Annotated in this window: 11 protein-coding genes; 10 read left to right on the top strand and 1 reads right to left on the bottom strand. The window is 48.9% G+C overall.

All coding sequences use genetic code 11. From position 1 onward, the window contains the following. Positions 1–16 precede the first annotated feature (16 nt). From ligA to HPY28_RS13100, 5 genes are all read left to right on the top strand, one after another. A complete protein-coding gene (ligA, locus tag HPY28_RS13120) occupies positions 17–2032 on the top strand; it encodes an NAD-dependent DNA ligase LigA (RefSeq protein WP_174230714.1) in 2016 nt (671 codons plus the stop codon). 47 nt (positions 2033–2079) lie between these two features. Beyond that, positions 2080–2979, top strand: a complete 900-nt coding sequence (locus tag HPY28_RS13115) for a WD40/YVTN/BNR-like repeat-containing protein (RefSeq protein ID WP_174230713.1) — start codon at positions 2080–2082, stop codon at positions 2977–2979. A 41-nt stretch (positions 2980–3020) separates the two neighbouring features. Next, positions 3021–4088, top strand: a complete 1068-nt coding sequence (locus HPY28_RS13110; protein ID WP_174230712.1) for a CamS family sex pheromone protein — start codon at positions 3021–3023, stop codon at positions 4086–4088. A gap of 275 nt (positions 4089–4363) precedes the next feature. Next, positions 4364–5911, top strand: coding sequence for an L-glutamate gamma-semialdehyde dehydrogenase (pruA, locus tag HPY28_RS13105; RefSeq protein ID WP_174230711.1), 1548 nt, complete (start codon positions 4364–4366; stop codon positions 5909–5911). Between the two features lie 257 nt (positions 5912–6168). Then, positions 6169–6972 (top strand): MraY family glycosyltransferase, encoded by an 804-nt coding sequence (locus HPY28_RS13100; RefSeq protein WP_174230767.1) that lies wholly within the window; start codon positions 6169–6171, stop codon positions 6970–6972. On the opposite strand, the gene HPY28_RS13095 is transcribed toward HPY28_RS13100, so the two are convergent. After that, entirely contained in the window at positions 6973–7893 is a 921-nt protein-coding gene (locus HPY28_RS13095; protein ID WP_174230710.1) for a diguanylate cyclase domain-containing protein, read from the bottom strand. Positions 7894–8090: 197 nt separating this feature from the next. On the opposite strand from HPY28_RS13095, the gene asd reads away from it, so the two are divergent. The 5 genes from asd to HPY28_RS13070 all read left to right on the top strand — a co-directional run bounded on the left by asd (position 8091) and on the right by HPY28_RS13070 (position 14665). After that, on the top strand, positions 8091–8936 hold the full coding sequence (asd, locus tag HPY28_RS13090) for an archaetidylserine decarboxylase (RefSeq protein ID WP_174230709.1): 846 nt from the start codon (positions 8091–8093) through the stop codon (positions 8934–8936). Between the two features lie 734 nt (positions 8937–9670). Beyond that, positions 9671–9961, top strand: coding sequence for an Asp-tRNA(Asn)/Glu-tRNA(Gln) amidotransferase subunit GatC (gene gatC, locus HPY28_RS13085; RefSeq protein ID WP_174230708.1), 291 nt, complete (start codon positions 9671–9673; stop codon positions 9959–9961). 32 nt (positions 9962–9993) lie between these two features. Further along, positions 9994–11466 carry an Asp-tRNA(Asn)/Glu-tRNA(Gln) amidotransferase subunit GatA gene (gene gatA / locus HPY28_RS13080; protein ID WP_048031142.1) on the top strand — a complete coding sequence of 491 codons (1473 nt, stop codon included), beginning with the start codon at positions 9994–9996 and terminating at the stop codon, positions 11464–11466. Between the two features lie 4 nt (positions 11467–11470). Beyond that, a complete protein-coding gene (gatB, locus tag HPY28_RS13075; RefSeq protein WP_174230707.1) occupies positions 11471–12907 on the top strand; it encodes an Asp-tRNA(Asn)/Glu-tRNA(Gln) amidotransferase subunit GatB in 1437 nt (478 codons plus the stop codon). 132 nt (positions 12908–13039) lie between these two features. Continuing rightward, positions 13040–14665 carry a hypothetical protein gene (locus HPY28_RS13070; RefSeq protein WP_174230706.1) on the top strand — a complete coding sequence of 542 codons (1626 nt, stop codon included), beginning with the start codon at positions 13040–13042 and terminating at the stop codon, positions 14663–14665. Positions 14666–14674 lie beyond the last annotated feature (9 nt).

Below are 14674 nucleotides of genomic sequence, written 5' to 3'. Positions count from 1 at the left end.
AGAAAGGATGAACGAAATGGATCGATTGACGGCGGAAACAAAAATTAAAGAATTAGCGAAACGAATTGAGCGGCATAATCGTCTTTACCATGAAGAGGATCGACCTGAGATTTCTGACCAGGAATACGATCAATTGATGCGGGAGCTAAAGGAGCTTGAAACCAGCTTCCCTGATTTGCAGTCACCTGATTCTCCTTCCTTGCGTGTAGGGGGAGAACCGCTGCCCTTCTTTGAAAAGGTCGTTCATAGGACACCGATGCTCAGTCTCGGTAACGCCTTTAATGAGGAGGACATCAGGGATTTTGACCGCCGAGTACGTCAGGCCGTTGGCAGTCAGGCTGTCCGATATGTAGCTGAACTGAAAATTGATGGTCTGGCCGTGTCACTTCATTATGAAAATGGGCTGTTCGTCCGCGGGGCTACCCGTGGAGACGGAACAACAGGCGAAGACATCACACAAAACCTGAAAACGATTCGTTCCATTCCTTTGCGGCTGACGAAACCGTTGACCCTTGAGGTTCGCGGTGAGGCTTACATGTCCAAAGGAGCATTTGAAAAGCTGAATAAAGAACGCGAGGAGCGTGGAGAAGCGTTATTTGCCAACCCGCGCAATTCCGCAGCAGGCTCGCTCCGACAGCTCGATCCAAAGATTGCCGCATCCCGTCAACTGGATACGTTTGTTTACGGCATTGGCGATTTGCAGGGGGAGTCAGTGGAATCGCACAGTGAAGGGCTTGATTTGCTGGAGACGCTCGGCTTCATGGTGAATCAGGAGCGACGCGTATTTGACGAAGTCGATGAACTTCTCACTTTTATTGCCGGCTGGACAGAGAAGCGTCCACATTTGCCTTATGAAATCGACGGCATGGTGATCAAGGTCGACAGTTACGCGCAGCAGGAGGAGCTCGGATTTACTGCGAAAAGTCCGCGTTGGGCTATCGCATACAAGTTCCCTGCCGAAGAAGCGGTGACGGTTCTCGAAGGTATTGAAGTATCTGTGGGGCGTACAGGGAATGTTACCCCGACTGCTTTGTTGAAGCCAGTTAGTCTGGCAGGTACAACTGTGAAGCGTGCTTCCTTGCACAACGAAGATATTATTCGGGAAAAAGGTCTCCTTATCGGCGATCATGTTGTCGTCAAAAAAGCCGGGGACATTATCCCGGAGATTATCGCGGTCTTGCCAGAGCGTCGTACTGGAAATGAAGTACCGTTTGCCATGCCAACGCATTGCCCAGAATGCGGCAGTGAGCTGGTGCGCTTGGAGGAAGAAGTGGCTCTGCGCTGCATCAATCCGATGTGTCCGGCACTGATCCGTGAAGGCATGATTCATTTCGTGTCTCGAACAGCCATGAACATTGACGGCTTGGGAGAAAAGGTCGTGGCTCAGCTGTATCGCGACGGTATTATTCACAGTGTTGCTGACCTGTATTACTTGCACCAACAGCGCGATGTTCTAATGGGCATGGAGCGCATGGGTGAAAAGTCCGTAGATAATTTGCTCGCGGCGATTGAAGCGAGCAAGGAAAACTCGCTGGAGCGCGTACTGTTTGGTCTTGGTATTCGTTTGGTCGGAGCCAAGGCGGCACGTGTTCTCGCGGAGCATTTTGGCAATATCGATGCCATTATGCAGGCATCCGAAGAAGAGATTACACAAATCGATGAGATCGGGCCGAAAATGGCTGCGAGTCTCGTGAACTACTTCGCACAGCCGCAGGCTCAGGCAGTTATTGAGAGACTGCGTACGGCCGGAGTGAACATGGAGTACAAAGGAATCCGCATTGAAAGTGGCGCAGACCTCCCATTCTCAGGCAAAACAATCGTTTTAACCGGCACCTTGACGCAATTATCGCGACAGGAAGCAGAGGAAGCGATTGCGCGCTTGGGTGGGAAGGTAACGGGCAGCGTCAGCAAGAAGACAGACCTGGTGATTGCAGGTGAAAAAGCGGGCTCTAAGCTGGAGAAAGCAGAAAAACTAGGCGTGGCTGTTATGGACGAAGCAGGTTTCCTGCAAGTATTGGAGAGCAACGCCTAAGAAAACGGTGGCGACAACGGATGAGTAAGGGAAGGGACGTGAAGAGCATGAATAGCTATCTGAAATGGGGAATCGGTGTATTAGCCATGCTGCAATTGGTTGGCTGTGGAAGTAACAGCAGTACTGGCAGTGAACAAATCAATACGAATCCTCCAACAGTTACAGCTGCTGCTCTACAAGGGGACTTGACCTATCAGGACGTATTGGAGCAGGGAGCAACCATTCACAATCTGATGATGACCGATGATGCTAAGCAAATATGGGTGGGCACCGATGCAGGGCTGTATAGCTCGGTTGGGGGTGGATCGTGGGGATCTCTCTCGGCAGATTTAGAGCAGTATGCGATCGAAGGTTGGTTTGTGGACCCGGATGATCCGAAGCAAATATTTGTCGGCGGGATTGATGGGGTTCTTCATTCGACAGATGGCGGTAAAAAATGGGCTTCTGTCAACAAGGGGTTGCCAGAGCCTGCGAATATCAGCAGCTTTGTGGGGAGTCGCCAAGGAGGCGAAATACGTCTGTTTGCCTTTGTCTCGGGTGAAGGCATTTATCAATCGACGGACGAGGCCCAATCTTGGAGCCTGTGGCAGCCGATGGACCAGGAAGTATTTGCCATGGACTTTGATCCCGAACAAGACCGACTCTATGTAGCGGCTCAATTCAGCTTGCTCTATAATGAAGAGGGGCAGTGGAAGACAGAGGAGATTCCCGGAGCACAGCAGATCTATTCGCTCGCCATTAACAGACGAACTGGCACTCTCGCTGTCGCAACCGAAAAAGGTATCTATGAGAAAATCAAGGGCGAATGGCGTTTGCTTGATGCTCGCTCACCAGAAAAGCTGATTGTCATTGCGTCAGGTGGCGAGGATACAAAATGGGTGGGGATTGGCGAATCGGCATTGATCTATAAGCTCGAAGACAATCGATGGATCAAGTGGAACGAATGATTTGTACATCGCCCACTTTTGGATACGAAAAGGAGTAATCTATGAAAGTGAAGTTTTTGACAGGATGCAGGTTCTTCACAGATGTACTTCTTGTGATGGCATTGACTGGCTGCTCGTTGATACCTGGGGGCAAGGACAAAGCTCCTGAGCCTACTACACCGTCCTTGTCGGAGGTAGTGGAAGTATCCGAGGATTACTACGGCAGTATTACGCCATATCAGCCGAACCAGACGCGAGGTATGCTTGGGGATACGAAATATCGCATCGATTTCAGTCATCTTGAATTAGGCCTGATGGAGTTTGCTCGGGAGACATTCCCGACGTCCGAGTATTATTTCCAAGAAGGTCAAGTGGTGAAAAAAGAGCAAGTCACCCAGTGGATCGCACAAGAAAAGACGGCTGGGGCCAACGGGAAAAAGAAAAACGGAATTCTCGTGCACGTGTTGGAGCACGATTACCTGAACAAAAAGGATAAGAGCTTAGCTGGCATGGTGTTGGGCTTGTCGCTTTCGCCGAACTACCAGGATGCAACCGGTCAGGACAAGGTCTACACGACTCAAGAACTGCAAGCAAAAGGCCAGCAGGTCGCAGCTCGTATTGTGCAGTCTGTACGTGCCAACAGCCCGCAGGTTCCGATATTGATTTTGATGTATCAAGTACCGGAAGCGAATTCTTCTCTGGTGCCAGGTCACTTTATCATGTCAGGAACTGTAGGGGCGAATGAAGCAACGGTATCCAAGTGGCTGCCGATCGAAGAGGAGTTTTTACTATTCCCAAGCTCTGAGGCTGAGAAGAAGTACCCAGAAGTGTCCTTGCAGTACGATAAGCTCATGCGCCAGTCTAAGGGTTATTTCGGTGAGTACATCGGGATGACTGGTCTGGGGCGCTTCATGGATGGCAGGCTGACGGAAATGACAATCACAGCTACGGCAGAGTATGACTCCAGAACAGAGGTATTGCAGTTTACTCAATTTGCAGCGGGCAGTATCAACCAACTATTCGATAAGAACGTCCATGTCAACATGTACGTGCAGTCGATGAACAAACCATTGTCGCTCTACATTCGACCGACAAATGGTGAGCCGTATATGCATATTTACAGACAATAAGGAAAAGCAACAAGCACCCGAATGATCGCCTGAAAAGGTGAGTAAGTCGGGTGTTTTTTTGTACACAAAAGATAGCGAGTTGAACAAAAGTGTAAAGTGATGAACGGTTCATGTACAAAAGTGTTCGAAATACTTCTTGAATCATGGCGGTGATTTTTCGGGAAAAATGCAAACACTAATAGAGTCGAGCTTTTAATTGTTTGGTTGGTATGATCCTTGCATATGTTTTATGAGTGATCCGAAACATGGAAGATATCGATAAGGAGGCGTCACAGATGCAAGTGGAATTCAAAAACGAGGCGTTCACCAATTTTAGTCTGCCAGAAAATAAAAAGGCATTTGAAGAAGCGCTCGCTAAGGTAGAAAGTGAGCTTGGCCGTGAGTATTCAATTATTATCGGCGGAGAACGCATCACAACTGAAAAGAAATCCAGCTCCTTCAACCCTTCTAATAAAGAACAAGTAGTGGGCGTTGTTTCCCAGGCTGACCAAGCACTGGCTGAAAAAGCGATCCAAACAGCTGCTAGCACTTTCGAAACATGGAAAAAGGTGCCTGCACAAGCACGTTCCCGCTATCTGTATAAAGCAGCAGCAATCCTGCGTCGCCGCAAGCATGAGTTCTCTGCTTGGCTCGTAAAAGAAGCAGGAAAAAGCTGGCCAGAAGCTGATGCTGACACAGCAGAAGCAATCGACTTCATGGAATACTATGCACGTCAAATGGATAAGCTGTCCCAGCGCCATGACTTGCCACGTATCCCGGATGAGGACAACGAACTGTACTACATTCCACTTGGCGTAGGTATCGTTATCCCGCCTTGGAACTTCCCTCTGGCGATCATGGCTGGTATGACGACAGCAGCTCTCGTAGCGGGTAACACTGTTGTATTGAAGCCTGCTTCTACTACTCCAGTTATCGCTGCGAAATTCATGGAAATCCTCGAAGACGCTGGCGTACCAGCTGGTGTTGTGAACTTCGTACCAGGTTCCGGTAGCGAAATCGGCGATTACCTCGTAGAGCACAACCTGACTCGTTTCATCAGCTTCACAGGTTCCCGTGACGTAGGTCTGCGTATCAACGAACTGGCTGCGAAACATCGTCCAGGTCAAAAATGGATGAAGCGTCTGGTTGCCGAAATGGGCGGTAAAGACTCCATCGTGGTTGACAACGATTGCGACACCGAGTTGGCTGCACAGTCCATCGTGGCTTCTGCATTCGGCTTCTCCGGTCAAAAATGTTCCGCTTGCTCCCGTGCGATCGTTCACCAAGACGTGTACGATCAAGTACTGGGCCGCGTAGTAGAGCTGACCAAACAACTGACTGTCGGCGACATCAGAACCAACGAGTTCTACACAGGTCCTGTAGTTGACGAGAAAGCATACAACAAAATCCTCGAGTACATCGAGATTGGTAAAACAGAAGGCAAACTAGTTGCAGGTGGCGAAAAAGGTCCAGAATCCGGCTACTTCATCATGCCAACTGTATTTGCAGATGTAGATCCACAAGCTCGCATCATGCAAGAAGAAATCTTCGGTCCAGTGGTAGCGTTCACGAAAGCGAACGATTTCGATCATGCACTGGAAATCGCGAATAACACCGAGTACGGTTTGACTGGCGCTGTCATCAGCCGCAACCGTGAAAACCTGGAGCGTGCACGCGAAGAGTTCCATGCTGGTAACCTGTATTTCAACCGCAAGTGCACAGGCGCTTTGGTAGGTGTACATCCATTCGGAGGATTCAACATGTCCGGTACAGACTCCAAAGCGGGTGGACCAGACTACCTCTTGCTCTTCACACAAGCAAAAATGGTTTCCGAAAAACTGTAAGCTTCGCAATAAAAAAGGCTGCCTCTTATACAGGGGCGGCTTTTTTGTTCCCATTTTGTCCACACTAAAGACAAAATGAAGGGCAAAGCAGGTGAGGGTAACTGTTTACTTATATCGTGTCAGGACTCTCCTCGTTTTTTGTTGTGTATTTGTTAATGCCAGTAGCAAATTGGCTGGCTTGGAAAACAAAGCTGCTAGATATGCCAAAGGGAAGAAAGGGACATAGCAGACCGATCCCATTATCTGGCGGGTTGGCGATGTTCGTCGGTCTCTTGTTGGTGTCAACTTTTTTTGCAGGGGCGCAAAAAACCGTTGCAGTTTTGGCAGTTGGAGGGGCCATGCTGGTGGCCATTGGATGGGTAGACGATACGTACAAGTCGAAGAAAAAAGAGTTTCCGGCACTGCCGAAGCTGATGGTGCAGTTATTGGTAGCGACGCTGACATTCTTCATGGATATTCGCTTTCGGGGAATCAATTTCATGTGGCTGGGGGGAGCGGAAGGGATGTATATCTCATTTCCAATCCTGGTTTCCCTGCTGATGACCGTGCTGTGGATCGTCGGCTTGATCAATATGGTGAATTTTTTGGATGGGGTGGACGGACTCGCTGCAGGTGCTACTGTGATCTCAGCGGTGACCTTGTTCTTTTTATCGATGCTCAAAGGTCAAGAATTAACGGCACTATTGGCAGTCGCACTGGCAGGTGCTGCACTCGCTTTTCTACGCTTTAATTTTTATCCGGCGAAAATTTTTATGGGTGATGCGGGATCGATGTTTTTGGGATTCGCTCTCGGCGTGATCTCGTTGGAAGGAACGATGAAAGGGGCTACGCTCATTTCATTAGTCGTGACTGTGCTGGCAGTAGGCTTGCCCGTCATAGACACTGTACAGGTCATGATCAGTCGGCTTTTGGCAGGCTCCCCCATGTACCAAGCGGATCGTCGACATGTTCATCATCGGCTCATGTCCCGGGGGTTGTCTACGAAGCAGACGGTCATCATTTTGTATGTGGTGAGTTTGCTGTTCTCTGTCTTGGCAGTGTTTTTGTTTTATAGTCAATAATCAAATGGAGTCAAAGAAAAAGAAACGATTGCGCCCTGTCTTTTTGGCCTGATAAAGTGCTTTGTCTGCATTGCTCAACAGTTGTTCCGCTTCGCTTGCAGATGCCGGGTAGAGGGCAATGCCTATGCTTGTCGAGAACGGTATGGCCCGGTCCTCGATCATCCACGGCTCTTGAGTCGCAAGCAGGATACGGTTCGCAATTTTTTCAACCTGACGTTCGGAGTGAATGCCGGTCAGAACGATGACAAACTCGTCTCCCCCCAGACGTGCGACAATATCTCCATCTCGAACGGATGATTTGAGGCGTGTAGCCAGCATTTGCAAAAACAAATCTCCAGTGTCATGACCCCAGGTATCGTTAATTTCTTTAAAGCGGTCACAGTCCAAATAGAGGGCAGCGACTATCTCCTCTTTTGATTGGGCAGCACGTAGAGCTTGCTGGAGCTTTTCGGAGAGGAGGCGCCTGTTCGGTAATCCTGTGAGCACATCATGATACGCCATATAGGCCAGCTGTGACTCCAGGTTTGTGCGTTCGGTAACATCGCGGGTAATGGAAAATACATGCGTACATACACCATTACTATCGTAGACAGGAGAAAGAATGGATTCGCCAATGATGTCACCATTTGCAGTAAAGTGGATCGGGCTCCCGCTTTTTACTGCCTGTGTGTACATGTGCTGCAATAAGCTTGCTTTCTCATAAGGATAAACGTCTTCAAACCTTTGTCCGTATGCTTCCTCGCACAATTGAGCATTGTGCATAGCAGATGGATTCATCAAGACATAGCGGAACTGATACTCCCCGTCCGCAGCTTGTTCGACAGCCATGAGAAAGAACATGTCCGACATATGATCGAACAGACTGGTTAGGATATCTCCATGTTGACTGACAAGGGTAGTAAAATCGAGCTTCTTCACCATAACCGATATCTCCTGATAATGTGTGTTCAAAAAGTCGACCTTTTGAACAACCACTGATAGTTGGCTTGTTAGAATGATTATAGTATAGCAAGACCGTCGAAGAAAATGATGAACCTCTGGTAATAGTGCGGGGTTTACTGGCTGTTAGCAGAAGTGGTAAAGTAAGGGTATTGTTGTTTTACGAAGGAGCATTTCTTATGGGCAAAAAGCTGCTCCCAGGTCTCATTCATCGCTTGCCACAAAACGCGATGTCGCGGACTATGGGCAAAATTACCGCTACTCCCTTTAGTCGATTAGCCATTCAACGATACATAAAGCACTATCAAATTGATACGTCCATCATAGAAAAGCCGGCTTCGGAATACCGCACGCTGAAGGAGTTTTTTTCCCGACGCCTGAAGCCCGTAGCGAGACCGATTGCACCTGGCCCAGATACCATCGTCAGCCCGGTAGATGGAACTGTTTCGCAGTTAGGTGATATTTGCGAAGGTACCTTGATTCAAGCAAAGGGAAAAGAGTTCAGTGTGAGTGAGCTGTTGGGCGGTTCGGAGGAAGAGGCCAAGCGTTACTACGGTGGTAAATTTATCACCATTTATTTGAGTCCAAGGGACTATCACCGGATTCATATGCCGGTAACGGGCGATTTGAGCTGTTATTGCTATTTGCCTGGCAGACTCTATCCAGTCAACCAGCTCGGGATAGAAAACGTAGACCGCTTGTTTGCCCGCAATGAACGCTTGGTAACTCACATCAAAACAGATAGCCTGGGCGATATGGCTTTGGTTAAAGTAGGAGCTTTGTTTGTAGGAAGCGTGAAGGTCTGCTACAACACAGCTACGACGAATATCAAGCATGGGCGCCAAACCCACGAGAATATTGCTGGGACACCTCGTTATGAAAAAGGGGCGGAGCTGGGCTGGTTCGAATTTGGATCCACCGTCATTTTGTTGTTTGAGTCCAACGAGCTCGAATGGGCAACGGGCGTTGAAAAAGGGAAGTCTCTTTTGATGGGGCAGGCCTTGGCGAAAAAGAAGGCTGAATAGCAAGAGATAGAAGACGCACAGTCCAGGGCAAATGCCTTGGGCTTGTTTTTCTTAGGAGATGAAGTTTTCTAGTAGATGTGGCTGTGGTGGGGAGAAGAATATTTCCAGTCTAGGCTCCAGGCTCCGTCCTGCTGAGGGCTAAGACTGCCCGCTCCGAAGGGATTCGCGGGGAAACGCAAAAGTGGTAGCCGCTACGTCGCACGGGCACGGTTGCGTTTCTTTTGCCCGCTCATCCCTTCTCCGCTTGGTAGGACTCCACAAGTCGCTACGTCTGGAAATATTCTTCTCTGTCGTAACTGATTACATTCTTCCATCTTTTAAGTCTTTTAAGACCCGTTTAACACCCGTTTAACACTGAACGCTCGTAGAGGAAACAGGAGAAAAAAGCGAAGATCTTTGGTACACCGACCGAGACGGAATGCAAAAAGCGAAACACGCTCTTAAGCGTCCACCTCTGAAACACATCCTGAAAGGACTACTTTGGACGCGGTTTCGCTTTTTGCATGGAGTCGGGCAGTGAATCCCCCAGCGGGTGGGACAAGAAGCTGAGCGTTTTCTCCTGTTTCCTCCCCACCACAACAGCGAGCCAAAGTTTTTATTGGCGAATAATCGATCAATATTTTTTTGTCGAGAACATTATTTGTTTTTCCTGTTGAAATCCCTGCGAAAATTGACTGAACCTGCTCTTTTCAAGTAAGATCAAAGTTATGTGATACGATTCGGAGGTGGAAAGAATGAGTGCCATTACTCGCAAAGAAGTAGAACACGTAGCTAATTTGGCCCGTTTGCAGCTCGCTGAGGAAGAAGCGGAGCGGTACACAAAAGACCTGAATGCGATTCTTGATTTTGCAGCCAAGCTGAATGAGCTCGATACATCCAATATTGAGCCAACCAGTCATGCTACAGACGTGAAAAACGTCATGCGCGAAGACGTAAACAGACCGTCCCTGCCGCGTGAGGACGTGCTGAAAAACGCACCAGATCACGAAGACGGGCAGTTTAAAGTACCGGCTGTATTTGAATAACCTACTGGATAACGAGAAGGGAGGAACCCACTGTGTCGCTGTTTGACAAGCGATTGTCTGAGATACATAGCGCCCTGCGCGCAAAAGAGATTTCGGTAACGGATCTGGTGCAGGCTTCCATCGCTAGCATCAAGGAGCATGACGGAGAAATCAAATCCGTCCTGCATGTAGATGAAGAGGGAGCCTTGGCTCATGCCCGTCAATTGGACGAGCGTCTGGTCAAAGGAAATGAGGAACTGGGTCTTCTCTACGGCTTGCCTGCCGGACTGAAGGACAACCTGGTTACAAAAGACGTTCGCACGACTTGCGCGAGCAAATTTTTGGCGAACTACGATCCTGTCCATGACGGGACTGTTTCCAAAAAGGTCAAGGATGCCGATGCGGTCATCGTTGCGAAGCTGAACATGGACGAGTTTGCGATGGGCGGCTCCAACGAAAATTCCGGCTTTTTCCCAGCGAAAAACCCGTGGAACACCGACTACGTTCCGGGAGGCTCTTCCGGTGGCTCAGCGGCGGCAATGGCTGCGCGTCATTTTTATTTCACACTCGGCTCTGATACAGGTGGCTCCATCCGTCAGCCTGCTGCTTTTTGTGGCGTTGTCGGCTTGAAGCCTACATATGGACGCGTATCCCGTTTCGGGCTGGTTGCGTTTGCGTCCTCGCTGGATCAAATCGGACCTGTGACGAAAAACGTTGAGGATTCTGCCTATGTGCTGCAAGCGATTGCGGGACATGATGAATACGACTCTACCTCTGCTAATGTGGACGTACCGGATTACTTGTCCGCGTTGACTGGAGATGTGAAAGGACTGCGTATCGGGGTACCGAAAGAGTTGATCGGAGAAGGGATTGACCCTGAGGTTCGCGATGCTGTTCTGGCAGCATTGAAGCAGCTGGAGAGCATGGGAGCTACATGGAGCGAGGTTTCCATGCCGCACACGGAATATGCAGTACCAGCTTACTACCTCTTGTCTTCGTCTGAAGCTTCGTCCAACCTGGCTCGTTTTGACGGCGTACGTTATGGTGTGCGCGCAGACAATGCGGCAAACCTGATCGAGCTGTACAAGGAATCCCGTAGCCAAGGCTTTGGCCCAGAAGTGAAGCGCCGAATCATGCTCGGAACCTACGCACTCTCGTCTGGTTATTACGATGCTTACTACAAAAAGGCGCAGCAGGTTCGTACCCTGATCATTCAGGACTTCAACAACATTTTTGCTGACTACGATGTAATCCTACACCCAACCACGCCTTCTACGGCTTTCAAAGTAGGCGAAAACGTAGATGATCCGGTGAAAATGTATCTGGAAGATATTTGTACCGTTCCTGTAAACCTGGCTGGACTGCCAGCAATCAGCGTGCCGTGCGGATTCTCCAAAAACGGTCTGCCGATCGGTTTGCAGATCGTAGGTCGTGCATTTGACGAATCCACCGTATTGCGCGTAGCCCATGCGTATGAGCAAACAGCAGGCTTCTACGGGCGCAAACCGGAATGGGTGAGGGGGTAAGAGCATGAGCAAATACGAAACCGTCATCGGCTTGGAGGTTCACGCCGAGCTATCGACCAACAGTAAAATCTTTTGCGGCTGCCCGACTGAATTTGGTGCACCGCCGAATACACATACATGCCCGATCTGCTTGGGACACCCAGGTGTACTGCCTGTAACGAACAAGCAAGCGGTAGAATTCGCGATGAAAGCAGCACTCGCCCTCAACTGCGAGATTTCCCGTGAGACCAAGTTCGACCGCAAGAACTACTTTTATCCAGACTCGCCAAAAGCGTACCAAATCTCGCAGTTTGACCAGCCGATCGGCTACAATGGCTGGATCGACATCGAGGTAAACGGTGAGACGAAACGCATTGGCATCACTCGTCTGCATTTGGAAGAGGATGCGGGTAAGCTGACGCACAGCGATTTTGGCGGAGAGTCTCTGGTAGACTTCAACCGCGTAGGGGTACCGCTCGTCGAGATCGTTTCTGAGCCAGACATCCGCACACCGGAAGAAGCACGTGCGTATCTGGAAAAGCTGAAAGCGATCATCCAGTACACCGAAGTATCTGACGTTCGAATGGAACAAGGCTCCCTGCGCTGCGATGCCAATGTTTCGATCCGTCCATACGGTCAAGAAGAATTCGGAACCAAGGCTGAGCTGAAAAACATGAACTCCTTCCGCAACGTACAAATGGGCTTGGAGTACGAGGTACTGCGTCAGACGGAGGTAGTTTCTTCCGGTGGCAAGGTTGTTCAGGAAACACGCCGTTGGGATGAAGCGAACAAGAAGACGTTGACGATGCGTTCGAAAGAAGAAGCGCACGACTATCGTTACTTCCCAGACCCGGATCTGGTTCGCATGCAGATTTCCGAGGAGTGGATTGAAGCGGTTCGCGCAACTATTCCAGAGCTGCCAGATGCTCGTCAGGCACGCTATGTGAACGAGTTTGGCTTGTCTAAGGATGATGCCGGAGTCATTACGATCTCCAAGGAGACGGCTGATTTCTTTGATGAGACTGTGAAAACAGGAGCAGAGCCGAAGTCCGTAGCGAACTGGCTGATGGTTGACCTGTTGGCACACCTCAACGCCAACAATCTGGTGTTTGCTGATGTGAAAATGACACCAAATGGCTTGGGTGAGATGATCAAGCTGATCGAGGACGGAACCATTTCCTCCAAAATCGCCAAAACCGTCTTCAAAGAGATGGTCGAGACCGGCAAAGAGCCGAAGCAGATCGTCGAAGAAAAAGGACTCGTCCAAATTAGCGATGAAGGCGCTCTGCGTCAAGTCGTCGTCGATGCGGTCAATTCCAACCCGCAAGCCGTGGCAGACTTCAAAGCCGGAAACGAAAAAGCAGCTGCTTTCTTCGTGGGCCAAGTCATGAAGCAAACCAAAGGTAAGGCAAACCCGGGAATGGTAAACAAGTTGATTCAGGAAGTATTGAACAGCCTGTAGGCAAAACATACGACAGCACTTTCTCTGGAAGGGGAGAGTGCTGTTTTTTTGTGCTGTAAGCTATGCTAAATAGTGGAAAAAAAGTAAGATAGAATGCGTAGCTATCATCATAATTGATTAGGAGAAATGTTCATGAAACAAAATTGGAAAAGTGCAACGGCTGCTTTTGCAGTGACAACCATGCTGCTGGGAACGGGTGCCCAGGCATTTGCTACAAGCCCGGAAATGATCTTGAAAAATGCAGAAACTCCATCGGAAGCACAAGTCAAGCTGCCTACTCGTGCGGTAGAGATTGTCGCTGCGCTGGAGAAGCTGGAGCCTGCTTTGAAAACTTTGACGGTACGGGAAGTCTTCATTTCCGAGCAAGATGAAAATCAAGTGGTCTTGACTATGCATCATCCAGACAACATACACGAGGATGCGTATATCCTTTTTGATCGCAATAGCGGTGAGATGGTTGGCTTCGAGGCTGCCACCATCATCTGGGATCAGAAAGAAAAAGCAACAGATGAGGCCATTTTGAAAAAAGCCGATAAAGCCGTTGAGGAGTTGTTTGGGTCGAAGAAGCGGAGCATGACGGATGCCCCACAATTGTCAACATACGTGGATGATGAGGAAGAGTCAAATGAATTCCGAAATGTCTATTATCCGATTCTGTTGAACGGTCTGGAAATAGAAGGAACGCGTTTTGGCATAGATGTAGACATGGATTTCGCCGGTCATTTAATCGGGATCTCGTTTGAACCACTCGATTTGAAGGGAGTTCAGGTTGCTGACCCGAAAAAAGCTGTCGCAAAAGAGGCGATCCAGAAGCAGATTTTTACACCTGAACGAATCCAGCATGGATATGTATGGGAAGGCAGTGAAGGTAAGCCTGGCTTAGCGTATAAGCTAAGAACATCTCCAATATTTGATGCACTGACAGGCAAGCAGATCGTTGATGGATGGGGGGAAGAAAACGGGGAAGGCAAGCTAAATGCTGCCGATTTGAAAAATATTTCCTTGAAGCCCCAGGCAAAGCCATTCATTGAGAAAAATGCAACGGATACACAAATTTTAGAGCGCCTGTTTGGAATAGATACGAAGAAGACGTATTCGACCTATCGAAAGGAGGAGCAGGACGGCATAATCAATCATTATTGGGCGAACTATGTTGAAGTGAATTACGCTTCGGTAGTGGAGGACAAAATGACAGGAGAGATTGGTGGTTATCTGAATTGGACGCATATCCCATATCTTCCTGCTCCGCTCACCAAAGAACAGTCGTTACAAAAAGCGATTACTTTCTTGGAGCCTTATGCTAAAACATCCGAATGGCAAGTCGAAATGTACGAACGGATCAAACCAGAAGATTCATTGGCTCTGAAGGTTCTTTCGAATAGGGATAACAAGCAAGAGACTGAGGAAAAGAAATCCATCGAGCAGTACGGCTTTTTATTTTTCGAAAAACAAAACGGTATACCAGTCATGGAGTATTCCTATGGAGTAGTTATTGATCCAATTAAAGGACAAGTCGCAGAGTTCTTGGCCTCAGTTCCCGCAGAGGATCGCAAATATCCTGTGCTCAAACCATCCGTAACAGACCAGCAGGTTGCCGAAATTTTCGCCAAAAATGTACCGGTAAAGCTGACTTACATCTGGCCGACATCCAGTGATCATAATGCTCCCATTCTTGCCTACAAACTCGATACCAGCAAAGGCTGGCCAACTGTAGATGCCGTAAACGGATCGTTTACGTGGGACGAGATAGAGGATTAAGGGAGGAGA

Origin of the sequence: Brevibacillus sp. HB1.2 (genome assembly GCF_013332495.1) — a bacterium.
GTDB lineage: Bacteria > Bacillota > Bacilli > Brevibacillales > Brevibacillaceae > Brevibacillus > Brevibacillus porteri.
Note: the sequence above shows the minus strand (reverse complement) of the source record. Positions and strands in the feature narration are given on the sequence as shown.

Bases quoted from the DNA above. Each gene is read 5' to 3' on its own strand.
- ligA (WP_174230714.1), top strand. From the start codon at position 17: ATGGATCGATTGACGGCGGAAACAAAAATTAAAGAATTAGCGAAACGA.
- HPY28_RS13115 (WP_174230713.1), top strand. From the start codon at position 2,080: ATGAATAGCTATCTGAAATGGGGAATCGGTGTATTAGCCATGCTGCAA.
- HPY28_RS13110 (WP_174230712.1), top strand. From the start codon at position 3,021: ATGAAAGTGAAGTTTTTGACAGGATGCAGGTTCTTCACAGATGTACTT.
- pruA (WP_174230711.1), top strand. From the start codon at position 4,364: ATGCAAGTGGAATTCAAAAACGAGGCGTTCACCAATTTTAGTCTGCCA.
- HPY28_RS13100 (WP_174230767.1), top strand. From the start codon at position 6,169: ATGTTCGTCGGTCTCTTGTTGGTGTCAACTTTTTTTGCAGGGGCGCAA.
- HPY28_RS13095 (WP_174230710.1), bottom strand. From the start codon at position 7,893: ATGGTGAAGAAGCTCGATTTTACTACCCTTGTCAGTCAACATGGAGAT.
- asd (WP_174230709.1), top strand. From the start codon at position 8,091: ATGGGCAAAAAGCTGCTCCCAGGTCTCATTCATCGCTTGCCACAAAAC.
- gatC (WP_174230708.1), top strand. From the start codon at position 9,671: ATGAGTGCCATTACTCGCAAAGAAGTAGAACACGTAGCTAATTTGGCC.
- gatB (WP_174230707.1), top strand. From the start codon at position 11,471: ATGAGCAAATACGAAACCGTCATCGGCTTGGAGGTTCACGCCGAGCTA.
- HPY28_RS13070 (WP_174230706.1), top strand. From the start codon at position 13,040: ATGAAACAAAATTGGAAAAGTGCAACGGCTGCTTTTGCAGTGACAACC.